Annotated in this window: 24 protein-coding genes and 2 pseudogenes; 14 read left to right on the top strand and 12 right to left on the bottom strand. The window is 37.4% G+C overall.

Annotated elements, in window-relative coordinates; genetic code table 11:
* Positions 1–431: 431 nt before the first annotated feature.
* The 8 genes and pseudogenes from J7E66_RS24800 to J7E66_RS24770 form a co-directional block, all read right to left on the bottom strand.
* Complete coding sequence (locus J7E66_RS24800) at positions 432–2063, bottom strand: SWIM zinc finger family protein (protein WP_251033124.1); 1632 nt, start codon at positions 2061–2063, stop codon at positions 432–434.
* Positions 2064–2850: 787 nt separating this feature from the next.
* Positions 2851–2988, bottom strand: coding sequence for a hypothetical protein (locus J7E66_RS24795; RefSeq protein WP_168240856.1), 138 nt, complete (start codon positions 2986–2988; stop codon positions 2851–2853).
* Positions 2989–3173: 185 nt separating this feature from the next.
* A pseudogene (locus J7E66_RS32070) lies at positions 3174–3284 on the bottom strand (cupin domain-containing protein); the annotation flags it as partial.
* Between the two features lie 4 nt (positions 3285–3288).
* Positions 3289–3798, bottom strand: coding sequence for a CBO0543 family protein (locus J7E66_RS32435; protein WP_308162579.1), 510 nt, complete (start codon positions 3796–3798; stop codon positions 3289–3291).
* A gap of 265 nt (positions 3799–4063) precedes the next feature.
* The gene (locus J7E66_RS24785; protein WP_215004804.1) at positions 4064–5818 is read right to left on the bottom strand and encodes an alkaline phosphatase D family protein; all 1755 of its coding nucleotides are present in this window, start codon (positions 5816–5818) and stop codon (positions 4064–4066) included.
* Between the two features lie 370 nt (positions 5819–6188).
* Positions 6189–6398, bottom strand: a complete 210-nt coding sequence (locus J7E66_RS24780; protein WP_214717985.1) for a hypothetical protein — start codon at positions 6396–6398, stop codon at positions 6189–6191.
* Between the two features lie 240 nt (positions 6399–6638).
* Complete coding sequence (locus J7E66_RS24775; protein WP_215004801.1) at positions 6639–6863, bottom strand: hypothetical protein; 225 nt, start codon at positions 6861–6863, stop codon at positions 6639–6641.
* An 81-nt stretch (positions 6864–6944) separates the two neighbouring features.
* Positions 6945–7373 (bottom strand): hypothetical protein, encoded by a 429-nt coding sequence (locus J7E66_RS24770; RefSeq protein WP_215004798.1) that lies wholly within the window; start codon positions 7371–7373, stop codon positions 6945–6947.
* Between the two features lie 294 nt (positions 7374–7667).
* Between J7E66_RS24770 and J7E66_RS24765 the strand changes: the two genes are divergently transcribed.
* Positions 7668–8912 carry an SH3 domain-containing protein gene (locus J7E66_RS24765; RefSeq protein ID WP_215004795.1) on the top strand — a complete coding sequence of 415 codons (1245 nt, stop codon included), beginning with the start codon at positions 7668–7670 and terminating at the stop codon, positions 8910–8912.
* 96 nt (positions 8913–9008) lie between these two features.
* Here the strand turns inward: J7E66_RS24765 and J7E66_RS24760 are convergent, their stop codons facing one another.
* Positions 9009–9626 carry a DUF47 domain-containing protein gene (locus J7E66_RS24760; RefSeq protein WP_215004792.1) on the bottom strand — a complete coding sequence of 206 codons (618 nt, stop codon included), beginning with the start codon at positions 9624–9626 and terminating at the stop codon, positions 9009–9011.
* 326 nt (positions 9627–9952) lie between these two features.
* Between J7E66_RS24760 and J7E66_RS24755 the strand changes: the two genes are divergently transcribed.
* Positions 9953–10075, top strand: coding sequence for a YjcZ family sporulation protein (locus J7E66_RS24755; protein ID WP_168241215.1), 123 nt, complete (start codon positions 9953–9955; stop codon positions 10073–10075).
* A gap of 332 nt (positions 10076–10407) precedes the next feature.
* On the opposite strand, the gene J7E66_RS24750 is transcribed toward J7E66_RS24755, so the two are convergent.
* Positions 10408–10920: a DoxX family protein gene (locus tag J7E66_RS24750; RefSeq protein WP_215004789.1), complete on the bottom strand. Its 513-nt coding sequence runs from the start codon at positions 10918–10920 to the stop codon at positions 10408–10410.
* A gap of 272 nt (positions 10921–11192) precedes the next feature.
* Between J7E66_RS24750 and J7E66_RS24745 the strand changes: the two genes are divergently transcribed.
* From J7E66_RS24745 to J7E66_RS24730, 4 genes are all read left to right on the top strand, one after another.
* The gene (locus J7E66_RS24745) at positions 11193–12074 is read left to right on the top strand and encodes an aminoglycoside 6-adenylyltransferase (protein ID WP_215004786.1); all 882 of its coding nucleotides are present in this window, start codon (positions 11193–11195) and stop codon (positions 12072–12074) included.
* A 413-nt stretch (positions 12075–12487) separates the two neighbouring features.
* Positions 12488–13972, top strand: a complete 1485-nt coding sequence (locus tag J7E66_RS24740; protein ID WP_215004783.1) for a spore germination protein — start codon at positions 12488–12490, stop codon at positions 13970–13972.
* 13 nt (positions 13973–13985) lie between these two features.
* Entirely contained in the window at positions 13986–15176 is a 1191-nt protein-coding gene (locus J7E66_RS24735; protein WP_215004780.1) for a Ger(x)C family spore germination protein, read from the top strand.
* A 28-nt stretch (positions 15177–15204) separates the two neighbouring features.
* The gene (locus tag J7E66_RS24730; protein ID WP_308162578.1) at positions 15205–16302 is read left to right on the top strand and encodes a GerAB/ArcD/ProY family transporter; all 1098 of its coding nucleotides are present in this window, start codon (positions 15205–15207) and stop codon (positions 16300–16302) included.
* 190 nt (positions 16303–16492) lie between these two features.
* On the opposite strand, the gene J7E66_RS24725 is transcribed toward J7E66_RS24730, so the two are convergent.
* Positions 16493–17032, bottom strand: a complete 540-nt coding sequence (locus J7E66_RS24725; protein WP_215004774.1) for a helix-turn-helix domain-containing protein — start codon at positions 17030–17032, stop codon at positions 16493–16495.
* 124 nt (positions 17033–17156) lie between these two features.
* Between J7E66_RS24725 and J7E66_RS24720 the strand changes: the two genes are divergently transcribed.
* From J7E66_RS24720 to J7E66_RS24690, 7 genes are all read left to right on the top strand, one after another.
* A complete protein-coding gene (locus tag J7E66_RS24720; RefSeq protein ID WP_215004817.1) occupies positions 17157–17396 on the top strand; it encodes a PLDc N-terminal domain-containing protein in 240 nt (79 codons plus the stop codon).
* Positions 17393–18292, top strand: a complete 900-nt coding sequence (locus J7E66_RS24715) for an ABC transporter ATP-binding protein (RefSeq protein WP_215004771.1) — start codon at positions 17393–17395, stop codon at positions 18290–18292. The genes J7E66_RS24720 and J7E66_RS24715 overlap by 4 nt, the downstream gene beginning before the upstream one ends.
* Before the next feature lie 3 nt (positions 18293–18295).
* Positions 18296–19084 carry an ABC transporter permease gene (locus J7E66_RS24710; RefSeq protein WP_215004768.1) on the top strand — a complete coding sequence of 263 codons (789 nt, stop codon included), beginning with the start codon at positions 18296–18298 and terminating at the stop codon, positions 19082–19084.
* A gap of 176 nt (positions 19085–19260) precedes the next feature.
* Positions 19261–20037, top strand: coding sequence for a hypothetical protein (locus J7E66_RS24705; protein ID WP_215004766.1), 777 nt, complete (start codon positions 19261–19263; stop codon positions 20035–20037).
* 495 nt (positions 20038–20532) lie between these two features.
* A complete protein-coding gene (locus J7E66_RS24700) occupies positions 20533–21063 on the top strand; it encodes a DoxX family membrane protein (protein ID WP_215004763.1) in 531 nt (176 codons plus the stop codon).
* Between the two features lie 120 nt (positions 21064–21183).
* Positions 21184–23286: a hypothetical protein gene (locus J7E66_RS24695; RefSeq protein WP_215004760.1), complete on the top strand. Its 2103-nt coding sequence runs from the start codon at positions 21184–21186 to the stop codon at positions 23284–23286.
* A gap of 60 nt (positions 23287–23346) precedes the next feature.
* Positions 23347–25284, top strand: a complete 1938-nt coding sequence (locus tag J7E66_RS24690) for a beta-propeller fold lactonase family protein (RefSeq protein WP_215004814.1) — start codon at positions 23347–23349, stop codon at positions 25282–25284.
* A gap of 110 nt (positions 25285–25394) precedes the next feature.
* Here J7E66_RS24690 and J7E66_RS24685 read toward each other — a convergent pair whose 3' ends face one another.
* Positions 25395–25661, bottom strand: a complete 267-nt coding sequence (locus tag J7E66_RS24685) for a hypothetical protein (RefSeq protein ID WP_215004757.1) — start codon at positions 25659–25661, stop codon at positions 25395–25397.
* A 98-nt stretch (positions 25662–25759) separates the two neighbouring features.
* Here J7E66_RS24685 and J7E66_RS24680 point away from each other — a divergent pair.
* Positions 25760–25972 (top strand): annotated as a pseudogene (locus tag J7E66_RS24680) (hypothetical protein); the annotation flags it as partial.

The following is a 25972-nucleotide window of genomic DNA, read 5'->3' as shown; positions in this document are numbered from 1 at the left end:
CATTATTCGGGTTATAGTTCAATTTTCCAGACCATGGCTGTTTTATTTTCAAAATAATTCTTTTTCCTTTTCATGTGGATCCACCTTCCATCCGTCCTACTTCATTATGTTTGGTACTCCCTGGCCTTTTATACAGAAGCAGCAAATATTTAATATAAAAAGCAGCTGGTCTTGTCTAGCTCATTTCCTTGCTTACTCTTGCACCATTAGTGTTCATCATTCCTGTCTTTTTCCTTTAATATGCCAATCTTCAACTAATAAATGAGCTTTAGTTAAATGAAAAACGCTGTTGAGGTCAGATTCAACAGCGTTTTCTTATGTGTTTATTTATGTGAATGACTTTGAGATTTTCAGGGAGATACAAGATGTGTAATAGGTTGTTTGCACCTCTAAACGGAACCCGTCGTTAGTATCAACCGGCACCTTTTGTATCAACCCTCAATCAACTTACTCCGCTTACACTCCTCATGAAACGCCCGCAGCCGCTTCGTCCGCTCCATCAACGTATCCAAGAAATACTCCCAGTCATCGACTCGTTTCAGCTTCTTATACAGCGTCCGCAGCTTCTTCAAATGCCGCACCGCCATCCGGTAACTCGCCCGGTTCTTCTGATCAATCTCACGCTGCGCCGTCTGATGCAGCATCGCCAGCAGCACCTCAGGCCGCTCCTTCTCCACAAGCTTCAAACGGTCCTTCGGCAACTCATAATAATCCAAGCCCACAAACGCCTGCAGTTCACCCCAGCGATCATACTGCCCGCGCTCAAACAACACATACTCGTAATCCCCAAAACTATACGGCAGCATCGAAAGCATCGCCCGCTCATACAAATCCACCCGGTCACTCTCCGTACAATAAGGCGCCACCGCCCGCAGCGCATTCCGCACAAACGTCGCACAGCTATGATACCCGCCGAGCCACTCCAAATAACCCTTCACCTTTTGCAAAAACAACTCAATCACCGGGCCAACACGCTTCCACGCCTTCAGCCCCGACAAATACTCAATCCAATACACCAAATAAGGTGCAATCTCCTCATCGCCAAACGGACCCGTCAACTTCAACGCCGCCTCATCATCCCCAAGCAAGAAATTCAAATGAATCCCAGCGAGCAGCAGCGGGGCAGGGCTCTCCCAATCTTGCAGCCCCTTCATCCGCGACTGAATCTTCACCAGCTCTTCCTCACGCCACGCCTTCTTCTTGAAAAAATGAATCCACAACAACCGGTACAAGAAAATCCGCTCATACGCCAACCCCTGCGTACACGTCAGCAGTTCAAACGTATCCTCCCGTAACTTATCGACAAACTCGTCAAAATCAAACGGCAGCGACTGCACACCAATCTTCATCGAGAGCTCCTCCGCATCATCCATCAAATTATGGAACAAATGCAAATAAGCTCGCTTCACCATATCCTCATCATGCCCGAGCTGCTCACTCAGCCGAGCCAGTTTCCGAAACGAAACCACAATCCCGACCAACTCATACAGCAAGCGCCATTCCTGCTCAACCGGCGCACTCGCATGAATCCGGCGCTCATAAATACCAAACAACTCCGGAATCACATACGGACTCGTATACTTCTTCGTCGCCAGCAGCGTATCAAAACTCACCTCAAACGAATGAACCCAACGCCCATAATCCGGCTTCGACACCCCATTCGCCTTAATCAAATCCTTCGCCGTCTGCAGCCCCCAGTCCGAAACCGCCTTCGACTCACGCATCGGCTCCCGCCATTCAGCGACCCAATCCGCCACACTGCCAACCCGAGAATAAGCACTCAAAAACACCGCCATCTGATGCCGGCAAAACCCCTCAGTCGGGCACGAGCACTCACTCTGCGACAAAAACTCAAAATTCAACTTCACATAACAAGGCGTCACATCCTGGACCGTCGCAGTAATCTGCTCATTCCATATCTGTAACTGCTTCACCAGACCTTGCCGGTACAGCATCAAGCCCTTCTGAACAAGCTTCGCATCCTCCGTCACCGTCGGGTGCAGCAATTCCCGCACCTGATCCCCAAAAAGCTCAATCCGTTCACTTGCAGGCGTCGACTCCAAAGCCACAACCCCCTCCAAAAAATCCATATTCCTCTATTATACCCAAAAACACGCCCAAAGAGGAAGGCAACCCTCAATCCAAAACACATTTTTGAAAAATGAACCCAAAATCGCCTTCGCCGAATAGGCAACATTTGCGAAAACTCCATCGCACCGCAATTCATCTCAAAGCAATTATCATGGTGCCTGACACCAATACTCCTTCGAGTGTCGCGGTGCCTGACACCAAATTTCAGGCGGTGGCAGGGTTTTAATAAAAAAAGGTAACATAATGGTTTTAAGTTTTGAAATTAGGGTGGTCCGCTGCGAAAAAGGAAAGACAATAACCTGATCCAGGCTGAACGCCTGGATTTTTAGTTTTTAGTGGTTTTCTAGGGGGGGGTGGAGCAGGAAACAGACTAGTGGCCGATAAATTTTTTTAAGGTAAAAAGTTGGCTGTGTTTTTATTAAAAAAGGTAACTTAATGGTTTTAAGTCTTGAAATTAGGCTGGTCCAATGGAAAAAAAAATAAAGTTACCGGAGCCAGTCTTGCGCCTGGCTTTTTGGAAAGTTTGAGGTTGAATGGAGGGAGTGGACAGTAAATAGGGGAAAGTGGACAGTAAGTTGATAGAAGTGGACAGTAAAAATCAAGAGTGGACAGTAAAGTGAAAAAAGTCGACAGTAAACTATCAAAAGTCGACAGTAAAACCATGGAATGAATCCACTGGTTGCCAGTAAATGCCTGAAACCCCATTCTCAATCCCAAACACAGTAAAATTAACACACAAAAAAAGCCACTCCTCACAAATCAAGGGGTTGGCTCGATCTTCGTACCTTCATTTTTTGTCAAACTAGAAAAGTATTCAAACAAACTGGTAAGATAGCTGTTAAGCTCAAAACCTTCCTCACTCGCAAACTCTGACAATAACAACCTATTCTCTTTCACCCTCATAACCCCCTCGAATATGGAACTATCATCATTATTGCCAAACTATCACTCTCTTATACCAGTAAACTTGAGTAGGGGTATGCCCATCGCAAAAAAGTCTAACTAAATCATAAGTTAGACCAGCCCATCTATATAAACATACAAAGACCCCTTCAAGATTCGAAGCGATCTTCATCCCAGTTATAGTTGTGAGAAACGTTCGCCACCTGTCCAGGAGTAATCGTGTAATTGAGTATCTGTTTTGTAAATGGGTTCAGTATGGATACTGTTGCAGAACCAGAAATACAATAGATTGTGTTAAGGCAACGGAATATGGAAATAAATGATAAAAAAAGCTGAAAATAAAAAAGAAACCAACCAAGCTGGAATCGGCTTAAGGTAATGAAATCTCAACATAATAACCCACAAGAAATTAAAGGCGATTGACCACCAGAAGTTCCACCCGTTATGATAGGTGATTTTTCCACCAATAAACATCATACCTTCGATACCAACAAGAATTACTCCCGATATTAGTAAATACATTATTTGATTCTTCCGATTTTTAGGTAAATAGGACAAAAATAGTATGACAATACATGGAAAATTGATGAAGGTTTGAATTAATACTGAAAAGGTATGGTTTAATAAAAAATCAGGTTTCAACTTCCATAGAAAATATTTTCCGTTAACAAAAAAGCTATATAATAAATTATTTACGATTAGGTATAAAATAGTGGGGTAATATTTTCTCCAATTTTTTATATCTCCAAATTTCCAGCAGCAAAGTACCAGAGTTAGGCACAGAACAACACGCAATAGGAACACCCGATTTCAACAGTTTTAATTTTAAAATTTACCAAAAAGCTTAAAATTATTACTATTTTCTCTTCAACTGGAGGGTGCAAAAAAAATCCCATTCTTTCACTATCTTTGAATCTATACCGTAAAAATTTCTTAGTTCAAAGTTTGAATCTTTGTCCTCTAGGCATAACTACGATATTATGCCTCCAATTAAAAAGGATACAAAATAGAATAGTCTATTTTGTATCCTTCGTATGAAACGCCTGCTACTCTACAGGTATTATCTTAATTAATTAGGAACGGCCTCGCGTTTGCGCTTTTTCTCCATTTGGATTTCATGCGCTCGTGCGTGGGCTTTGTGGCGGTCTTCTTCTACTTCTTCAGACATTGGGATACCCATAGGCACCGTGGTGGCTGCAATTTCCTTTATCCCTTTCTGGTCTTTCTCATAAACAAATGACGCTCTTGTTGAAATATCTGCTCCCGGCTCAGTAACGAATGGAACGACACGGTAATCTGCACGCCATTGTTGCGGAGTGACCTGGCAGCGAACGTAACCGCGGTAATTATTAAAGAATTTGATGTGCGGGTTGTCCGCTAAAGATTTGGCTGTGTCTGCACGCCAATCCGATCCGTTTCCTCCTGTAGTAATCGATGTTCCCACAAACTCTGCTCCAAAAATCGGAGCGTCTGGATTGTTGTAATCCGTTGTCAGGTTAGAAGCCCAGCTTGCATGGACATCTCCAGTGATAACGATCACGTTGTTGCTGTTATGTCCAGCAACGAAATCCGTAACGCGCTGGCGTGCGGCCGGATAGCCGTCCCATGAATCCATGCTGTATTTTGGAGCCGTGCTGCTTCCGGATTTGCGCTGCGCAAAGAAAATCTGCTGGGCAAGGACGTTCCAATGAGATTTCGAGTTTCCTAGATTGCCAAGCAGCCATTTTTCTTGTTCTGTTCCAAGAAGAGTGCGCTTTGGATCCAAGGATTCCGGTGTATGAGCTTTCGTTCCATCACCATTCGCCTGGTCATCACGGTACTGGCGTGTATCAAGAACATAGAAGTTCGCCAAATCACCATACGTGAAATCCCTGTATAATTGCATGCCCCCATCGTGCGGCAATGACGACCTGCGAAGCGGCATGTGCTCGTAATAAGCCTGGTAAGCAGCGGCACGGCGCTTGATAAACTCTTCAACAGACTGGCCTTTCTCTGGAATGACATTTGCGTAGTTGTTTTCCACTTCATGGTCATCCCATGTAACAACCCATGGGAATGCACCGTGCGCAGCCTTTAGGTGTTCATCTGAACGATATTGGGCATGGCGAGTGCGGTAATCTTCAAGCGTGATAATTTCATCGCCTTTGTGGGCACGGATATTGCCCGTTGCCGAAAGATACTCGTTCGTACCGTATTCATATATGTAATCGCCAACGTGGAACACAAGATCGAGATCCTCTTTCGCCATATGCTTGTACGCAGTATAATACCCATGTTCATACTGCTGGCAGGAAGCGAATGCGAACGTCATGCTTTCTACGCTGGCACCTGCTGCCGGAAGGGTTTTTGTTTTTCCAACCGGGCTTAGTTCATTTCCGGTCTTGAAACGGTAATAATAAACCGTATTCGCCTTCAGGCCGCTCACTTCTACATGGACAGAATGGGCGAGGGTAGGCGAAGCATGTTCTGTTCCTCGTTTGATAACGAAGTGGAAGTTTTCATCTGTTGCAAGCTCCCAATTGACGGGAACGATATGAGAGGGCATTCCTCCGCCATTTAACGGATCCGGAGCTAACCTGGTCCATAAAACGACACTGTCTGATTGCGGATCGCCAGAAGCAACACCAAGAGTGAACGGGTATTCGCTGAAATTCGGAGCAGCATCTACTTTAAATCCTCCCATTGATTGAGCAATAGCCAACCCTAGGGACAGCCCCGCAATCTTGCCGGCTCCATGAAGAAAGCTGCGGCGGTCAATATTCTTTTTCAAATTTTGTTCGTTAAAATTCTTAATTAATTCGTCCAAAGATCTCTCATTTGTCATGCTCATATTCCCCTCTCAGATTACATTTCTTTACCACGGCTTTGATTATAAAGGGGATTTATTAATTGAATATGAAGATTGTAAATAGAAAAATAGTCCGGTAGTCGATAGACAGTTAGTTTAGAATAGGACCTTCGATTTAAAAAGGGATAAAATTTATATTTTTTACAATAAACGGAAATTAATATCAATTTTAAGTAGTCTTTTCATACCGTTTTTTTAAATATTATCTTAATAAAAAACTTACAAACGATCATTCCGTTCGAAGATTAGAAAACTTAGGTGAAATCCACTTATATTCTCCCTATAAAATAAAAATAGTGCCAACTTCTCTTTAATAGAAATTGGCACTTCGTTTATTCGCTATACGTTATCGTGTCGCTTTTGGGGGTTGGCACACGTCACATTTACGTTGGTTATTGTTTTTAAATTTCGTAAATGTTTTTTCAAAGTTGTTGCCACATGCACATGTAAATAGTAACTTTTGCGAAAAACCTTGGTATTCCGTAGTCAGCAACTTGCTTTCCGAATGGTTCTCAACAAATTCTTTAATTTTACCAATCGTCCATCGTTTATTCATTCTTTTACACCTCATATTTTATCGCTAGGCGGAGGCTTCTCTTAGCATCCGTTCAATTCTAAGTAAATGTAGTAATTATCCTAAGTTACTCATTATAACATGAGCTGGCACTCAATTAAACAGATGGAAGATATCTTAATAAACTAAACGGTAGTTAGTGGAATTAGAAAAGGAGTTGCAGCCGCAACCCCAATCTTCAACTATAATTTCTTGCACATGGCAGTTAAAAAAGTCATTAAACTAATAATAAGGATAATAGCCAGGATAACCATATCCATAATAAGGGGAGCTGTAACCATATGGGGATAAATGGTAGCCGCCCATCATTCCACCCGTAAATCCTCCCCAGAAAGGGGTGCCGAAATGTGGTCCCCCATAGTAAAAATGGTGATAAAAAGCATGAGGCCGCAGAAATATCCGTCTTTTATCATTTTCATTAAACAAGAGCATACTCGATTGATTCATTTCCAACCCATTCCTATTTTCAATGTAGTTGTTTAGCCATGTAACAATTTAAGTCTTCAAACTTCAACAAATACATAACTGTTATGGCAAGAACTCCTTGGTCGGTTCCAATTCTTTCTTTTTTTCCTCCAGAATAATTTGCGTACCTGCGTTTGCTTCTAATACAAGCCCTAAGGATTGTAACCAATCTCCCAAATTGGTGATTTCTTGAGCTTCCAACGTGAGCGATTCCTCATCCGTTAAAACTTGTTTTGTAACACCAATACTTTCTAAAAATTGGCCTATGGTTTGAATCCATGCTCCCAGTAATATTTGTCTTTCATTGGCATCCGATCGCATTTCCTCATCAACCAACATAATCTTAGATAAATAGTACGCCTCCATGATTTGACCAATAAATTGAATCCAGACAGCAACGGAAACTTGTTTTTCAAGTTGTGAAATCAGTTCCTCCTTGTCAGAATTACTATTTTCCTTGGATTCTTTTTTATTTTCTGTTTGAGCATTCACTGTATTTCACTCCTTCTTTATATACGTATGCAAATATATAGGGGAATGCCTTTGAAAAATTTGTCATAGTGATGTAGTCAGTGTGCAGTATTTTCGTATATTTCTGAAAAACCAACGAAAATTGGGACAGAAAATGATGGAAAATGTCGAAATATACATAGGGGAGGTAAATGGTCATGGGCCGCATTTAGTGTTACCCATGATCGTCTGCCTTATAAAAATACATAATCGTCCATTTATCTTAAATGGCAACAAATGAATGACCCTAAACAGGAAATAGGAGAACAAGTTATTATGACGAACGAATTATTTGAAAATGGTGAATTAACACGAATCAGGAAAGAAACCCACGGAAAAAGCAAGCAAACCAAACCTGTCCCAGAGTTCACTTCAAGGATGGAAAAACGCGAATATGATCAACGAGTCCATTATTTTGATATTCGAAATGTATTAGATGTCAAAGGATTCCTACAAGATATTCGTGCCAATTGGAATACATATGTGTCACAGGTGAACCAATGGATACAAACTAGCCCAGTAAAAAAACTTGTCGTGACGGGTATTTTTACCGTCGTCCTTAGCTTTTTTGCAAGCACATCAAATGCAGCCTTTATTCAGGAATATACATATCAAGTAAAAAGCGGTGAAAAAATCGAAGAGATTGCTGCAGCGCATGGAGTAACAGTACAAGAAATAGTAGAGGCCAATGGCCGAACTTCCATTAACGGTAAAAAAATTCTTTTACCAAAAGTACATAACAGAACGGTTACCGCCACCACTCTAAATGTTCGGTCACACCCGACGACGGAAAGCCGTGTCATCGGAAAATATATACAAGGGGATGTAGTGAAGGTCTCCTTCATAGAAAACGGCTGGGCTGGCATTCTAATCAAAGGAAGAGTTTGTTTTGTGAGTGCCAATTATCTTACAGCACAAGAAGAAACGACGAAACCAGTGATCACTCAAGCCAAACCCATGTATGTAACGGCCACTTCCTTGAGAGTGAGGGAAGCTGCCTCTACGAGCAGTGCTGTAATAGGTACGTTACGATTAAACGATCGAGTGTCTGTCGAAGCATCTATAAATGGATGGGCTCAGATTAATTTCAAAGGCAAAACAGCGTATGTGAGTGAAACCTATTTAACTACTTACCTGCCAGCACCAACAAAACCAAGTACATCAGTGTATGTGATTAAGCCCGGTGACAATTTTACAAAAATCAGTAAAGCCCTTACGATCTCTGTCTCATCGATTCAAGAACTAAATCCAACCGTAGACTCAGCAAAGTTGAAAATTGGCCAAGAAATCAAAATCCCTGCCACAACAGCAACGGCTACGAATCAAATCAAAGTGGCAGCACATATAGGAGGGGTGGACCCTCAAGGAACGTTTCGTTTTATCACATCTAATGGGATCACGTATGCTGCCAAAGCATCAGGCAGCATGTTAAATGAATTATTTGAACATCAAGGGGAAAAAGTGACCCTAACACTTGAAGGAAAAAGGGGTCAACAAATGACTTTACTATCTTTAAAATAAATCGTACCAAAAAAATTAGCCTCAGGTTTGAAGCTTTTTTTCTTGGGATATAGTGCAATATGGAGGAACAAAATACTTTCTGGAGGATAAAGCGTGTTACGCATTCTTCATAATGATGGTATCAAACGAATTCGCCACTGCTTGACAGCAGTTCGCGATTTCTTCTAGGCCTTCATAGATTTGTTTGTATTTAATAATTCGGATTGGGTCTTTTTCAGCGGTAAACAAATGTTTAATGGATGCACGCAGAATATGGTCGCAATTCGACTCAATTTCTTTAATTTTGATTGCGTATTCTCTAATATGAAGCAATTTCTTAGTGGAAAGCAGTTCAATAGCTGCATCAATTTCCGTTGCACAATTTTTGATCTCATCAACAAATTTCAGCGTAAAATCGTCCATTTCAATTATAGAGTACATTTCAAATAAGGCAGCTGTATGGTATAAACCGTCCAAAATATCATCCATGCTGACGGAAAGAGCTAAAATATCTTCACGCTCAAATGGAGTGATAAAGGCATTATTTAGATCTCTAATCAGGTCATGAACCATGGCATCCCCGTTTGATTCAAATTCTTTCATCTTTTCGGAAAAAATTTTAAGATCACTAACATTTTTTAATTTGTAGTCAGCAAAGTAGTTCGCACTTTCTTTTAAATTTAAAGAAATACTATTTAAATGATTAAAGAACTTGTCTTTCTTTTTTACTGCCATTCAATACCCTCCACATGGTCCAATTAGTGTATTTCCCTAAAAAATGGATAAAAAACCTTTATCAAAGCGCTTTTAAAAGCAATTACTATAATAAATGCAACCATTGGACAAAAGTAACGGCTTACGTCCTATATCTACTCGACAAAAAATGGCCGAATGTTTTTTTTTATTTATTAAGATATTAAAGAAATGAGCTATTCGCTACATATGGCGGGTTTCGTCATAGGGAATGTAGTTGTCTCGTAAAAGACCTAGTGAAAAAGCCCTTCCCATTCTTAAGCTCTTAACATAAATTGTAAGGAATAATCCTAAAGGAGGGCTATAATATGTTTGGTTATGGTGGTTTTGGTGGTTGTGGCTACGGCGGTGTCGGCTATGGCGGCGGCTTTGCTTTAATTGTTGTATTGTTTATCTTGTTAATCATCGTAGGAGCAGTAATCTGTTTCTAAGAAGAAACAATTATTCTTAACTAAAAAAGCCCTATAAGGGCTTTTTTGGTTGAAACTATAACTCACCAAGGTGTATGGTCCATGGATTGGTTATGGGTTTTGGCTACACTCTAGCTTATGCAGCCTTACATTTGAATAACCAATGAGTTAAGCTTGATTTTGGAGAACTTTTTTTCATTTCTCTCAGCACTTGCCTATTCAGTTTTAATATCTTGTACATATATTATTACTACACCAAATCCAAATTAATAAAGATTTACCTCCAAAGAACGTTTGCTTATAAAGCAGACGTTTTTCGTATTTTTAGGCAAATTGTTGATTTTGTCTTCCCTTTAAGCACTTTGGGGAAATTGTTCTTTCTCTGCCGTTTTTAAAAATAATCTTTTTAAAAACGGTATGGACCATCGATCCAAACCAATTTTTCCGGCATTTAGTCCAGCAACTAGAATAAACATCCCTAGTAAAACCATTTGTGGATTTGTACTGGTTGTTCCAGAGAACATATAAGCAAAGTTCATAGTAATCCCCATTAGTATAGAAAATGAGGTGAAAATACCTAAAATTAATCCGAGACCTACTAAAAATTCACCCCAAGGAACGATTACATTAAAAAGATCGACATATGGTAATGCGACCTCTTTTAAAAAATTCCCCCACCAAGGTTGAACAGCAGGGTGTTCACCAGACATATTCTTTACCGCTCCATTCAAAAAGCCGCTTGCATCAAATTTTCCACTTGAGATTTTTCCCCAACCAGCATTTAACCACTGCCAACCAAGATAGAGTCGAAGTAAAGTAAGCAGCAGTGAGACCAAACGGTTTTCCTTTAAAAATGTAATAAACATAATAAAACCCCCTAAATAATTGATAATTATTATCATTGATAACGATTATCATTATCGTTTAAATGGGTATTTTAGTCAACGAGTGTAAAGTACTAAGTTTTTTGGGGTAAGATAGACCAATATCCCTATTTCCTTCTTCTGCCAACTGAGAAAGTTATTTAAATAACAAATGTATTGTGGATTAAAGGAAATACCATTATTTATATAGAAAGAATTAATTATTGATATTTAATGGAAACAAATAGATGGAAATCTTAGGAGGTGGATAGCAATTGAGAACCGAAAAAGAAATGTATGATTTGATATTAGGAATAGCACAAAAGGATGAACGTATTCGAGCTGTTTATATGAACGGTTCAAGAACTAATCCAAATGCCCCAAAGGATATTTTTCAGGATTACGATATTGTTTATGTAGTGACGGAAACTGCCTCTTTCATAAAAGATGAAAAATGGATAAGTATTTTTGGAGATTTACTTATGATTCAAGAACCTGATAAAAATGATAAACATGTTGGTATGGATATGGATTTTGACAGGTCCTATGGATATTTAATGCTCTTTACAGATGGGAATCGTATAGACCTTCATCTCGAAACAAGAGAATTTATGGATGAGGGGTATATCAAGGATAAACTTACAACTCCTTTATTAGATAAGGACCATATACTTCCGCCCATCCCTGCTCCTTCAGATATTGATTATTGGGTAAAGAAGCCAATAGAACCAGTCTATTTTAGTTGCTGTAATGAATTTTGGTGGTGTCTACAGAACGTTGGAAAAGGAATATGGCGTGATGAATTACCATATGCAAAGCAAATGTTTGAATATGTAATAAGGGTTAGACTAGATGAGATGGTTTATTGGTGGGTCGGCATAAAACACGACTTCCAAGTTTCGACGGGGAAGATGGGTAAGTATTTCAAAAAGTTCCTTCCTGAATCTTATTGGGAAATGTACGAAGAAACTTATTCTGACGATAACTATGAGAATTTTTGGAGATCAATATTTGTTACTTGTGAATTGTTTGGAACACTAGCAAAAGATGTAGCAGCACATTTATTGTACATATATCCAATTGAAGACGATAAAAAAATGACTAAATTCCTTAAACACATTAGAAAACTACCAGTTAATGCAAAATGTATTTATTAAAATATGTGTCGAAAAAGATTTTACTTTTATGAAAATGATGTTGCCTTCTTGACTATCCTTCGCCAGCCTACAAAAAGGATTGACAGGTACAATGAAAACTAGACGGGATTATGAACTATTTTCATTCATTTGATGGTGCCGCAGCGCGGCATGATTGTCTACCATGAAAATAAGTTTAATAATTTTCAATTTTTCCTTTCTTTTTACAAAGCCTTTTTCCTATATGGATTCCAGTACATTTTTGAAAACAAAAATAAATTAATTAAATAACTTGTGAAATACATCACTTAAAGTAACGGGTGCTTGAGTAAAAAAAGGATCGCAGCGGCGATGCTTTTTCTTACTTCTCATGCATACTTTTTAACCTGTAAAGAGAAAATAAGGTATCTATTTCATAATTACTGGTGGTAAAAATGAAAAGTAACAACGAGGTATCAAGTGATTTGCAACACAGTATACAAACCGTAAAAGCCATGTTAGGGAATAGTTCAGATTTTCAATTTAGAGAAATTACTTTGACCAGCGTAGATAAGAAAGCGGCAGTTCTATTCATCGATGAAATTGCTGATTCGAATACTGTTCAACAATATATAATAGAACCCCTGTTGACATACCACCTACCACATTTTCAATCTGATAAAGAACTTATTTCTTTTATTGAATTAGCCGTCATTCAATCAAAAATAATTACACGTATTGAAGATTTAAAACTTGCTTCCGTTGAGTTACTATCAGGCAAAACACTTGTAATGATGGAAGGAACAAATACGTTTCTCTCAGCTGATACAACCAAATGGAATGGACGCAGTATAGAAAACCCGAAAGGACAACGAGTTGCTAAAGGACCTGATGTCGGTTTCACCGAAAACAGAAGTATAAACATCTCTCTTGTTCGTAAGATTATTAAAAATCCGAATGTAAGAGTAACAACCAAACAGTATGGAACAAACACCCATACAGACGTATCGGTCATGTACATTGAAAACGTAGTGGATAAGCAAATATTAGATACAATCTATGAACGCCTAGAAAACCTCCAGTTGGATGCAGTGCTGGAAGCGAATTACATTGAAATGGTTCTGACAAAGGAGACCAAAACTTTTTTTCCACTTATGCTCAATACAGATAGACCCGATGTGGTAGCAGGCGAAATCCTGGAAGGAAAAGTTGCAATCTTTGTAGATGGTACTCCTTTTGTACTTATCGCTCCTGCAGTTCTCATTCAATTTTTCCAAACACCCGAGGACTATTATACAAGTAAGACCGGATTGGTTAATGCGCGTTTGATCCGCTTTTTTCTATTTATCCTATCTTTGTATATTCCAGGGATATACGTAGCTTTTATGACTTACCACGCAAACTTATTACCCGTAAAACTTCTTGTGGGTTTTGTGTCACAACGAGAATTGGTGCCATTTCCAACCTCGTTGGAAGTAACCGCTTTGTTGATTGTGATTATCGCAATAAACGAAAGCACTAATCGCTTGCCTCAAAATATTGCTTTTACGGTGTCCATTTTTGGGGCGATCATTTTGGGGCAGTCTGCAATTGAATCTCAATTGGTATCAGCTGCCAGCTTAGTTGTAGTTAGTATTACATATGTCTTCCTAAGTGTTATCCCTATTTACTCACTTAGATTATCGGCGGTAAATATCACTCTTAGTTTTACTGCCGGGGGCGCGGCTCTTGGCTTTTACGGAATCGCTTTATTTTCTCTTGTGTTATTGCTTCATCTTTGTTCTTTGCGCAGCTTTGGCATCCCTTATTTATCACCTTTAGCTCCATTCGTTGCTCATGATTTAAAAGACAGCGCTATTCAACTATCTCTGGAAGAAATGACAAACGATGAATCTCACTTCACAAATGAAGAAATGATTGATGAGACTGATAAAGCGTAACGAAGGAGATATTATGTTAAGGAAATCAACTATAACACTCTATTTAGCAATAGGATTAATCATCTCCTTAATCGTCAGCAAACAGGTACAGGATAGTTCGTTAAATAGAATCAACGTGGTTTCCGCGATTGGGATCGATAAAAGCAAGAGAGGATATATCGCCAGCGTACAAATATATAATCCATCCTCCATTGTCAAAGACGGTTCAGGTGAACAAAGTGCATATACGTATAGTGCACAAGGGAAAACCATTCCTGAAGCAATCGACCGTATTCACGAAAAATTGGGACGAGAGATCTACTTAGATAATACGGAAGTTGTTGTAATAGGGGAATCATTAGTAAAAACCGAAGAAATTTCTTCTTTTACCCATTACTTTATGAGGGAATCTAAATTGCCTGCAAATATAAGGTTTGTCATATCTAAAGGAGCAAAAGTAGATAAACTGCTTCAAATCGTTACGCCGGTTCAAAAAGTTTCAGGAAGCAAATTGACAGAAATGCTAAATAGAAAACGAGAGTCCTGGGGGAAACTTCCTAATATTACTTCCAACAAAATAAAGGAAATGTTGAATAAAAATAGAACGGAACTAACCATCCCTTATATCACCATAAAAGGACTTTCCTCGAAAGGTACTTCGAAAGAAAATATTGAAAAGTCATCGCCTAATGCTTTACTGGCAATGGAGGGGTTTGCCGTTTTTAAAAATCAAAGATTTTCGTATTGGCTTTCTTCAAGGGAAAGTAATTTATTGGCATTAACTCGAAGCAAAATACATGATATCACATTGGTAACAAAGTGTCGGAAACAACCTGGATATGTGACATGGAAAGATGTTCGTAGTAAACCGGTTATTCGTTTGCAATATAATAAGGGAGGACCATCCTTTCTTCTGCAGCTTCAAATGAAAGGTAAGTTGTCTGATGTTTCATGCAAAATGGACACTTCTACCGTCCAAGCCATTGCCGTATTGGAACATAATGCAGAGCATGATCTTCAAAAAAAGATTAATCAACTGATAACGAAAACGCAAAATAAAAAAACTGATATAGAGGGATTTGGAGAAGTTTTGTATCGAAAACAACCAGATAGGTGGAACAGAATAAAAAACAATTGGGATACAGCATATTCAACTGTACAAATTCGAACAAAAGTAAAGTTTGATCTTATCGATGTAGGAGAGATTTCATCGTCATTAAAATAGACTCAAGGCATGGAAAGGATTCGATAGAATGATGGTCAGACTAGCTCCAGTGGAACTATTCTCCTTAATGATTAACTTTTTACTTGGAAGCGCCATCATCGTAGGATGGAACTTTGAAACTAAACAAGATGTTTGGATTACAATCATGTTATCGGTAGGTTTGGGAATTGGTATTTTTTATTTTTATATCCTGCTTCACTCATTGGGAAAATGGGGAAATTTGATTCAACTTTTAGAACTGGGATTTGGAAAATGGGTATCCAAACTACTTGGATTTATTTACTGTCTATATTTTTTATACATTGCAGGAAGAGTGTTAAAAGATTTCTCTTTTTTCATTGGTGAAGTGCTTTTTAACAATATTCCTTTCGGGGTTATATCTTTTACTTTTCTTCTGGTGGTGTCTTATAGTTGTTTTCTTGGAATAGAAGCTACAGCTAGGAGTTCACTGATTTTATGTATTTTTTCAGGAATTATTATTTTGGTACTTATAGCATTGGGATTCCTATCTCCTTATTTTGAAATCAGCCGTTTAACTCCAGTATTTCGGACAAGTTGGAAGCAAATAATCTCTTCTGTTTTCCCAACCGGATTAACCTTTCCGTATGGGGAGCTTATTGTATTTACTATGTTATTTCCGTATGTAAACGATATCAAAACTCTACGAAAATACGGTTGGATTTCTTTGTGTACAACAGGAGTGATACTACTTATAGCCGGAGAAATGATACTGGGCTTGCTAAGTTCTGAAACAGTTAACTTGTATGTATTTCCATTAGTAAAAGCTTTAGAACTTACCAGCGTCTTAGAGTTCCTACCACACATAGAGGTTTTTGCAGTAATAATCAATCTTATAGGTGGATTTATTAAAATTTCCATATATATGTACGGGGGGCTAATGATACTTACTCAATTGTTTCCAAACGCAAAGCCAAATCGACAAATTATGGTTACAACGATACTAACATTTATATTTGCATTTACATTATCTAAAAACATTATTCAACACTTGTTCATTGGGTTGAAAGTTGTTCCACTTTATTTCCACATCCCATTTCAAATTATCATTCCATTTATCTTAGTTATCATTTTGATTATTAAGAAATACATAATAAAATCATTATAAATGAGTCCCCCTACATTTCCAACTAAAGTGAAAAAGCCAAAGATGTTATAATTTTAAGTAAACAGAAGCTGAATGATCAACTCCTAATTGAAGCCCTTCCCACATTGGAGAAGGTTTTTTTTGCATAAATAATGGCTCGAAGAATACTCCAAGCCATCTAGGTAAATTAAGACTCTCTTTTTCTAGTCTGTTAAGCATCTGGAATAATTGTAAAAGCAATTGTTCGAACCGGAGAATCTGTTTTCTTGCTCGTAGTATTGTAGTATTTAGTCAATAAATCGTTTAATTCGTTTTGAAATTGTATAAAGTGTTCCTCATCAATCTTTAATTCAACTACAGAAAAAGCAGCAAGGTCCTCTTGGCAGTTTTGTTCTTCTAATTTCTTAAGATAATCTTGATATTGAGTCATAAGTAATAATTGATAATAGGAAAAATAGGTTAATTTTTCCTCGTTAGAAGCCTTTTTCCATTCCTCTACGTCAATTCTTGCTTCTTCTTCATTTAAGGCATAATATTTTTCGGAAACAGATTTCACCTTTTTTTCATTAATAACGTGGATGACACCGGAATCCACCATGGTTTGTATATGCCTATATAGACTTGATTGAGGCACATCTTTAATGATTTTTACCATTTCTAATGGTGTTAGTCCAGTTTCTTTATTTCTCATTAATGCTTGGCAAATTTTCATTCTTACTGGATGCATGATAACTTCAATTTTGTTACTCACAATTTCACCTCATTCATTGTTTAATTTTAATCTCATTATAAATAATGAGAATAGCTATTGCAACACACCTGCGACTAAGTTATCATTATTGAGAATGAGAATGAGATTGAAGGGAACGATGGAAATGAAGCTGCAATATGGTCTGGGTGACCTAAAGGATATTGATTTTATGGCTTTTCTACCTATAATAATGCCAGTTATTGTAGTAAGTACGATCTTAATTTTAATTGCATTGATTGATTTATACCGCCATAGAAAGACAAGAAAAAATATGCTCCCATGGGTGCTAATTATTCTATTTGCCAATACACTTGGACCTATTCTGTACTTCACCATAGGGAGAAAGGACAGTGAGAGAATATGAAATTAGAAATCAAAAATGTTACGAAAAAATTTAAAGGAAAAATGGCTGTCAATAATTTTTCGATGGAACTGAATTCAGGAGAATGTGTCGGATTAATCGGTCCGAATGGGGCAGGGAAGTCCACATTAATAAAAGTGATTTCAGATATTATCAATTCAGACTCTGGTGAAGTTTTGTTGAATGGGAAAAAAATATCGAAAATGAAAAGGGAAATTGGTTACCTGCCACAGTACCCTAACTTTTTTCATTGGATGACAGCGAAAGAAACGCTTACGTTTATGGGTCAACTTTCTGGAATGCTAAAAGAAGAATTAACAAACGAGATACCTGAAATTTTAGCAAAAGTCGGACTAGAAGGTGAAGAAAACTCAAAAGTTGGCACATTTTCTGGTGGAATGAAACAGAGACTTGGTATCGCACAAGCACTATTACATAAGCCTTCACTTATTGTCATGGATGAGCCAGTATCTGCATTAGATCCAATTGGGCGAAGAGAAGTGTTAAACCTGATCGAGGAAATAAAAAAAGATACTACTATTTTATTATCAACTCATATATTGGGCGATGCAGAAGAAATATGTGAACGATTTGTAATCATTAAAAATGGAACAAAAATAGAAGATACAACAATCACTGAATTGTTGAACCGAAATAACGAAAATAAATTAAATTTAGAAATTATATCGAAGGATCAAAAATGGATTGGCATGATAAAAAAATTACCTTATGTGAAGGAAGTCGAGGTCATAGGGAATAAAGTCCAAATAAAAGTTGAAAACATCCAAAAAAACAAAAATATGCTCCTGATGAATGCACTCTCTCACGACGTGGACATCGTAAAATTTGAAATCAATAATGATAGTTTAGAAGAAATATTTTTAAAATTGGTGGTGTGAAAAATGAATAATATTACTGTACTAACAAAAAAAGAATTTGTTCAAATGGTACGTGATTTTAAAGTTATTTGGCTACCGATTGTCTTTCTCTTTTTAGGGATAACTCAACCAATTGTAACTTATTACTTGCCATCCATTTTGGAATCGTTAGGTGGAGGGACTGGCATTACAATAGATTCGAGTGTGACAGCTCAAGAAGGAGGAAAAGTACTAGCCACCACGTTAGGGTCCCAATTTGATCAGCTTGGGATTATGATTATTGTTATCTCAATGATGGGGGTAATTCAAACAGATAAATCAAATGGTATGTTGGCCTTCATCTTAACTCGACCTGTTACTGTTATTTCATATATCGGTGGAAAAATTGTATCAAATTATTTGATAGTAGCTTTTAGTGTAACGATTGGATACCTTTCTTCTTTTCTTTACGTAAATTATCTTTTCGAAGATGTTCCATTTTTAGACATGATTGCTGCACTATTGTTTTATCTTGTATGGGTTCTTTATATCGTATCTTTTACAACGATGATTAGTACTATTTTTCACAGTCAAGGTATTATCGCACTCATTTCAATTGTTTACCTTTTAGGTTGCAGAATTATCGTCGGTTTGAATCCAGCAATTGATTATGTAAATCCAGCCAGCATGAGTAAACATGCAATGGAATCACTAATCACAGGTTCGGTTAATTTTAACGAAATAGTCAATGTACTACTAACAATTGCTTGTATTTTGCTGACACTCTGGGTAACGAATTATTGGATTGCCAATAAAAAATTTAATCATAAATAAAAACTTAGAACTGATAAATAGCGTCTTGAAACCTCTCCGTTTTATGATGTCATGTTGTTATTTACCTATGGGTGAATGTCTAATCCTAGGACAAACGTGGAACATAGTATAAATTTGTGGTCCTTATAATCAGGATAAGAAAAAATAAATAACCTTGGTGAGGGGAATGTTTCAAAATGGAAGAACAAAAACAATACCGCGATGATTTGTTGGAATGGTGTAATACCATTTATTCTAATTGGGAAAGTATGAAACCAAAGGTTACCAATCTCTTTGATATGGAAAGGTTAGAGGAATGGGAAGGATCATGCCGTCAATTAAAAGAGAAATTACAGTCAGATTTAAAGGTGGACTTCGATGATTATCTGAACGCTAAAAGCCTATATGATCAGTGGGAACAGCTTTTCAAAGAAACGAATGCGAATCAAGGAGAGATTGAAGTCGATTCTGATCAACGTTTGGAATTCGAAGAGATTGAAGTCGATTTTGATCAACGTTTGGAATGGGAAGACGAAAAGCCATACCATGAGGAATTATTGGAAAGGGCTGCTTATCAAGAAGAAATTAAAGTCGATTCTGATCAACGTTTGGAATGGGAAGAGGAACAACCATTCCATGAAGGATTTATGGAAAGGGCTGCTTATCAAGAGGAAATTGAGGTTGAAACAGATAAAGGTGTGGATTTAGACGAAGAACTACAATACCGTGAAGAATTGTTGGAATGGTGTAATACCATTTATTCTAATTGGGAAAGTATGAAACCAAGGTTTTCAAAACTTTTTGATATAAAAAGTTTAGAGGAATGGGAGGCATCATGCCGCAATTTAAAAGAGAAATTACAGGAAGATTTAATAGCGGATTTCGATGATTATCAGACAGCTAAAAGCCTATATGAACAGTGGGAACAGCTATTCAAAGAATCGAATGCTAATAAAGAAGCGATTGGGGTTTAATCTGTTTTCTTATAAGATTAGTGAGGAATGGTACCATTTACAAGGATTATTTAAACCATAATTATCAGATGTTCAAGCGAAAATAAGAAGAAAGGGATAACATTGGAGCGGCTGAAATGCTGCTCTTTTTGTGCGACGGGCAGTCGCATAGGGTGCTGACTTAGTCAGTACCCTTCTCTTCTTTATCATGAAGTACGGCGTTCTATTTCAATATAGAAAAAATCCAAACACAAAGTCCGATAATATTTGCTAATAAAAAAGAAGTAATTAAAACGTTTTTAAATCGATCCATTTTTTCTCCTTATTCTTACAATTAATATGTATACTACTCTATTTTAAACTATTAAATTTTTCATTATAGCATATATTTTTTAATTTTCACTCAATTTTGATTGACAATGATTATCATTTAGGTATAAAATCATAAACGAAAATGATAATCATTATCATTTTTGTTATGGAATATTCTTAATAGATTCGTAGGAGGTGATAATAATGAGTACATTAATTAATAAAGTGGTCTTGCAATTATTGGTATCTGTAATGCGTATTCTTTTTGGTGTAGGATGGCTATTAGCAGGTGTAACGAAGATTAGTGAAAAACACTGGTTTAGTGAACCTGGTGTTTTTATCGAACAGTATTTATTAACAGCAGTAGAAAAACCGAATGTTCCAGAATTTTATAGGTATTTCATTGAACATATAGCATTAGATCATGTTATTTTCTTCAATTATACAATTCCTATTGTGCAAATTATTTTGGGAATATGTTTGATCGTTGGATTCTTGATTATTCCTTCTGTTTCCATTTGTCTTTTTATGCATGTGAATTTTATTCTTTCAGGAAATATGAATTTAATAAGTCTGACCCTTTATACAAGCGCATTTGCAATTATATTTTTTATACAACGTAGTTATGTTTTCAGTTTAGACCGATATTTTGGAATAGATCAAAAGCTTTCTTTTAAGAACAAAAAGTTAGAAGAGCCTGTTATACCAAAAATGCTTATTAAGAAAATTTCTTAATTAAAATGAAGATTTTCTTTAGATTAGTTTAAAAAATAGTTGTTAATTAGCTATTAATCAAATTTATTCTTTATTTTATTATGATGATAGATAAAATTATTATGTTGAAGGGATATTATTATGCAAAACAAGCCATGGAAAGTGATGTCATCTATTGCACTTGCATCCACTTTAGTACTAATTGCTGGATGTACGAGCGATAAGAAAGTTGCAAAAGAAGAAAAAACATCAGAGCAAAAGCAACAAGTAAGTAAGGACGTGACAAACGCTTCTGTAACAGTACCTGTGACAGATTATTCGTTTGATACAGCAGGTAACATGTTCGCCTATGCAGAATTTGAACTTTCAGGAGAACCCTTAGTAGAGGGACTAGGGCTTGATTTGGATGTTCTTGATCCCAAAAAATTAGATTCGCCCACAAAGTTTGATTATACAGCAGGAATTGAATCGTATGAATATTCAGAGGAAGCCATGTATGAAGTGGTAGAAAAATCAGGGTTAGGGCTACATTTAATTAATGGTCCAGTTGTCAAGGAATTAGCTAAAAAGCAGGGGAAAGAATCAGATGAATTATTAGCAGAGCGTTTCTATAAATTAGCTGATGCAGTTGGCTATCCTCGTGAAGAGATTCATAGGAATATGTTTCCTACCTTTATTGAATATGCAAAAGGTGATCCTCATTATATTCAAGAAGTAGATACTTCTAACTATGCTTCAGGGGAAGAAAATACATACGTTCCTCAATATCAAGTTAACTTTAAGTCGCTTCGATGGGATCGTAATAAAATGGATAAAGTTTTAAATCCGGCAGCATATGGTGGGGTATTCTTAAAACAAGCTCTTTGGGCCGGGGATTTTATGGGTGGGTTTCATACTGTAGACGGTGATGAAGAATTGGAAGGTGAAACACCCACAGATGATCATGATGAAAACGTTGCCATTGGTGTCAGCTCAGCAGATGGTATGCAGGGAGCCATTCTAGTAGAGGAAATTTGGAACAAATTAAATTACGTTCGTAATCACTTATTTTACAAGGAAAATGATAAAAAATTACTTCCTGCAAGTGTTGGAAGTCAGTATGATCCATCAAAAGGCTATGTTTATTTACCTCATACAATCCAAGTAAAAGAGGACGGAAATTCAGACGTTCCTAATGCCGAGTCACTAGAAGTAACAGATGCGCGGAGCATTTTAACAGATCAATGGTTAATGCTTTGGCCGTCATCTGAATTCTTCGGCACGACAGATCAGCGTCCAGAAAATAAAAATGTCGCACCATCATTCCGAGCACTTTTTGACAGTGATCCTTATCCTGCTGCTCCAAAAGTAAATCTTGATAACAATGCAGGAAACGATGTGACTGTAAACGATCCATACTCTGTTAACCGTGACGTACTGCTTCATGTGTTTAAAAACATTGATGCCATGCACTTTAATGAAAAAGAAGGTACATTTGTAGTTGAACATAATGGTAAAGAGCAAGGAAATTATGTAGACACGTTTAATGCAGGTTATACAATTGAATCACTCCGTATTTTCCAGCGTGCAATTGATGGTCTTCCAGTTGGATATGCAAATTCAGAAGACGCTGAAGGATTAAATACAGCAGAAGGTAAACGTGCAATTGAACTCATGACAAAACAAGCAGATTTTATCATTGATAAACTGATGACAGATTCAGGCTTAGTTGCAAAAGGCTATACATTCGGTAAAGGTGCAGATAAGCAAACAACATTAAATGCACAACTTGGTGCCGTTCGCGGCTTAACAGCAGCATATCTTGCAACAAAAGATGAAAAATATCGTAATGCTGCTCGTACCGTTTATCAAGCAATGGATGAAACGCTTTGGGATAATGAGGCAAAAGCCTATGAAACTGTGAAAGGCGAAATGAAATATGATGCCTCTACTGCAGGTGGAGTATCTGCTGTCTTACGTGTTGCGATTAATAACTTAAGCAATATGGAAGGTGATGAAAAACAGCCAGAAGCATTGGAAGTGGAAACCATTATTTCACGATATGTTGATTTTTATAAAACTGTGATAGATGGTCCAGATCTTAAACAAGGAATGCAGGCAAGTGAATTCTGGGATACGGGTGATTTTTACATTGATGGTGATGAGTCTGGAAACACAGATGGAGATCAAGTTCCACAAACTCAAGCGGGTCATGGTAAATACGGCATTGCACCTGTTCTTGTACCTGTTGAAGTAAAAAAATAAAGATAAAGAGGGTAGGTAATCGTGAAGAAAATTGCCCTTTTCTGGTTAACGCTCCTATTGATGGGGGCGTTAGTTGGTTGTAAGGAAGGAATAAACGCAGTTATAAAAGAGAAAGAGCCAGGAGTTGTCCGGGACTATGCTGTTAACAGCAACAATATTGTTATGAATAAGGCTGGTAATACTATTTATATAGCCAATATTGATGTAAATACAGTTACCATTGTTGACAGTCAAACAAAAAAGGTGACAGCTGAAATACCAGTCGGGAAATCCCCGGTACAACTAACCCTTTCACCAGATGAAAATAGTTTGTATGTTTCCTGTAGGTATGACAATAAAATTGACATCATATCAATTGAAAAAGAAAAAGTGGTTGATTCTCTTGATGTCGGAATTGAACCATATGGTGTTGTAACAAGTCAGAACGGCAAAAAGCTGTATGTTGCAAACTATCGATCTAGTACATTATCAGTAATCGATCTAACTAATAAAAAGGTTGAGTCTGAGATTAAAGTCGGCGATCGACCTAGAACATTAGCGATTACGACAGATGGGCATAAGTTATATGTTCCGCATTATTTAGATGCGAAAATTAGTGTGATTAATACCGAAACTGAAAAAATAAGTAAAGTAATTTCCCTTGCCGATTCACCAGATAATAGCGATCGCAAAAAAAGCCAAGGGATTCCAAATACATTAGAACAATTTGTGATTGATCCCGATGGAAAAAAGGCTTGGATTCCACACTTGTTAACAAATGTTGATACTCCTATTCATTTTCAGGAAACGATTTTTCCAGCCATCTCTGTCATTGATTTAACGACTGATGAAGAGTTGATTGAAGAACGGAAAGAATTGTTCGAAGAAATAAATGTTACAGATAAAAAGAATGACACAATCATTACATCAAATCCTTATGATGTCGTCTTTCATCCAAACGGTAACAAAGCATATGTTGTCATGTCAGGAAGTGAAGATCTCGTTGTATTCGATTTAAAACGTGGTGGTAATGCAACACAGATTTTAAGAAGAATAGAAGGAAATAATCCAAGAGGTGCCGTGATTTCACAAGATGGCGAATCCGTTTATGTTCACAACGCTATGAGTCATGATCTTGCCGAGATTTCTATAGGAGGAGACAGTCCATACGCTCGTGCAAAAATGAAAGGTGAAAATCTTGAGTTGATATCAAAAGATCCTCTGTCCCCACTAGTAAGAGAAGGGAAAACGATCTTTTATAGTGCCAATAGCGAGGAGTTTGCTACAGGAATTACAGGGAATAATTGGATGAGCTGTATTTCTTGTCATGCTGATGGTGAAATAAATGGACTTACTTTAAAAACTTCAAAAGGACCAAGAGATGTTCCAAGCAATGTTTTAACGACTAAAACCGGATTATTTATGTGGGATGGCAGTCGTGATGATTTTACGGATTATTTATTGACTGTGCAGGGTGAAATGGGTGGTATGAAAGAATTTGATCCGGGAAAACCACTCCCTGAAGATGTCCGGCATATGTATGATGCGATGTTTGCTTATCTCGATGATCCAGATTCATTCCCAGTCCCAAAAAGTCCTTACCGTACTAAGGATGGAAGCCTAACCTCTGCAGCAGAGGATGGAAGAAAATTGTTTGAAGGGAAAGCAGGCTGTATTGCATGTCATGCAGGGGCCCAATTTACTGATAGCGTAAAGGCTATTGGTGAAAACGGTCATTTGGCAACTAGCAATACTAATTATTTGCATAATATCGGTACTACTAATCCGTTAGATAAACCATCTAAAGGTGATGCTAGAGCAGGTTTTACAAACCCAAGAGATCCTCTTCATTTTGATGTTCCAACATTAAGAGGGGTATGGGCAACTGCACCTTATTTTCATGATGGCAGTGCTAATACGATTGAAGAGGTTATTAAGCGAATTCGATATGAAGGAAAGCCTGCGTTTACAGACGGTGAAATTTTAAAAATAGCCGAATATGTACGTTCTATAGAATAGAGGGTAATCAAAAATAGACAAGGAGCTACCTTTAATTTCGCAATACCAGTAATTTTTACAAGAAAGCACCGTGTAAACGGTGCTTCATTACCCTTTTGAAAGGGTAGGAATTATATCTGCCCTGGGTAAAATGCCTCGTTGATTTCCCAAGACTCAACGATCTTGCGGGCTACAGCAGGTTCATATCCCATACCCATAAGGTACGTAATAGCCGCAACTTCTCGTAAGGCATGAGGAAAAGAAGTGTGCTGGGCTTCATGTAATCCATATTGAACAAGTGGTTCAACGTTACTTAATACTGTGTGTTTATAATGGTGTGGGCTATAATGCTGTTGTTGATTAAAGTGATAAGGATTGTATTGGTAAGGGTTATTCAAAATACAGTCATCTCCTTAGATAAATAATTTGTAAAGTCATCATTAGTCTATGTGTGTTTTAACATGGGTGAAACGGATAGTGGAAAATTAATAGAGAAATGAGTGGGAGTCGTACCCCTATTAAGCTTACAGGTGCCTCAGTTAAAGAAGATAAAAAAAGCCGATTCCTAAACCATCAGGTGAACTGCACCCGAATTGTTAGACACACTCTAACAATTCGAGGTGCATTTTTTATGGTGAAATTTTCTCCAGAAGAAAAAATACAAGCAGTTAAAGAATATTTAAGTGGTAATGACGGAGGAAAAACAATT

Source organism: Bacillus sp. ISL-7, assembly GCF_018613065.1.
Note: the sequence above shows the minus strand (reverse complement) of the source record. Positions and strands in the feature narration are given on the sequence as shown.

Bases quoted from the DNA above. Each gene is read 5' to 3' on its own strand.
- J7E66_RS24735 (WP_215004780.1), top strand. From the start codon at position 13,986: ATGTTAAGGAAATCAACTATAACACTCTATTTAGCAATAGGATTAATC.
- J7E66_RS24700 (WP_215004763.1), top strand. From the start codon at position 20,533: ATGAGTACATTAATTAATAAAGTGGTCTTGCAATTATTGGTATCTGTA.
- J7E66_RS24775 (WP_215004801.1), bottom strand. From the start codon at position 6,863: ATGAATCAATCGAGTATGCTCTTGTTTAATGAAAATGATAAAAGACGG.
- J7E66_RS24785 (WP_215004804.1), bottom strand. From the start codon at position 5,818: ATGACAAATGAGAGATCTTTGGACGAATTAATTAAGAATTTTAACGAA.
- J7E66_RS24720 (WP_215004817.1), top strand. From the start codon at position 17,157: ATGAAGCTGCAATATGGTCTGGGTGACCTAAAGGATATTGATTTTATG.
- J7E66_RS24715 (WP_215004771.1), top strand. From the start codon at position 17,393: ATGAAATTAGAAATCAAAAATGTTACGAAAAAATTTAAAGGAAAAATG.
- J7E66_RS24690 (WP_215004814.1), top strand. From the start codon at position 23,347: ATGGGGGCGTTAGTTGGTTGTAAGGAAGGAATAAACGCAGTTATAAAA.
- J7E66_RS24750 (WP_215004789.1), bottom strand. From the start codon at position 10,920: ATGTTTATTACATTTTTAAAGGAAAACCGTTTGGTCTCACTGCTGCTT.
- J7E66_RS24710 (WP_215004768.1), top strand. From the start codon at position 18,296: ATGAATAATATTACTGTACTAACAAAAAAAGAATTTGTTCAAATGGTA.
- J7E66_RS24755 (WP_168241215.1), top strand. From the start codon at position 9,953: ATGTTTGGTTATGGTGGTTTTGGTGGTTGTGGCTACGGCGGTGTCGGC.
- J7E66_RS24695 (WP_215004760.1), top strand. From the start codon at position 21,184: ATGCAAAACAAGCCATGGAAAGTGATGTCATCTATTGCACTTGCATCC.
- J7E66_RS24780 (WP_214717985.1), bottom strand. From the start codon at position 6,398: ATGAATAAACGATGGACGATTGGTAAAATTAAAGAATTTGTTGAGAAC.
- J7E66_RS24760 (WP_215004792.1), bottom strand. From the start codon at position 9,626: ATGGCAGTAAAAAAGAAAGACAAGTTCTTTAATCATTTAAATAGTATT.
- J7E66_RS24740 (WP_215004783.1), top strand. From the start codon at position 12,488: ATGAAAAGTAACAACGAGGTATCAAGTGATTTGCAACACAGTATACAA.
- J7E66_RS24705 (WP_215004766.1), top strand. From the start codon at position 19,261: ATGGAAGAACAAAAACAATACCGCGATGATTTGTTGGAATGGTGTAAT.
- J7E66_RS24765 (WP_215004795.1), top strand. From the start codon at position 7,668: ATGACGAACGAATTATTTGAAAATGGTGAATTAACACGAATCAGGAAA.
- J7E66_RS24730 (WP_308162578.1), top strand. From the start codon at position 15,205: ATGATGGTCAGACTAGCTCCAGTGGAACTATTCTCCTTAATGATTAAC.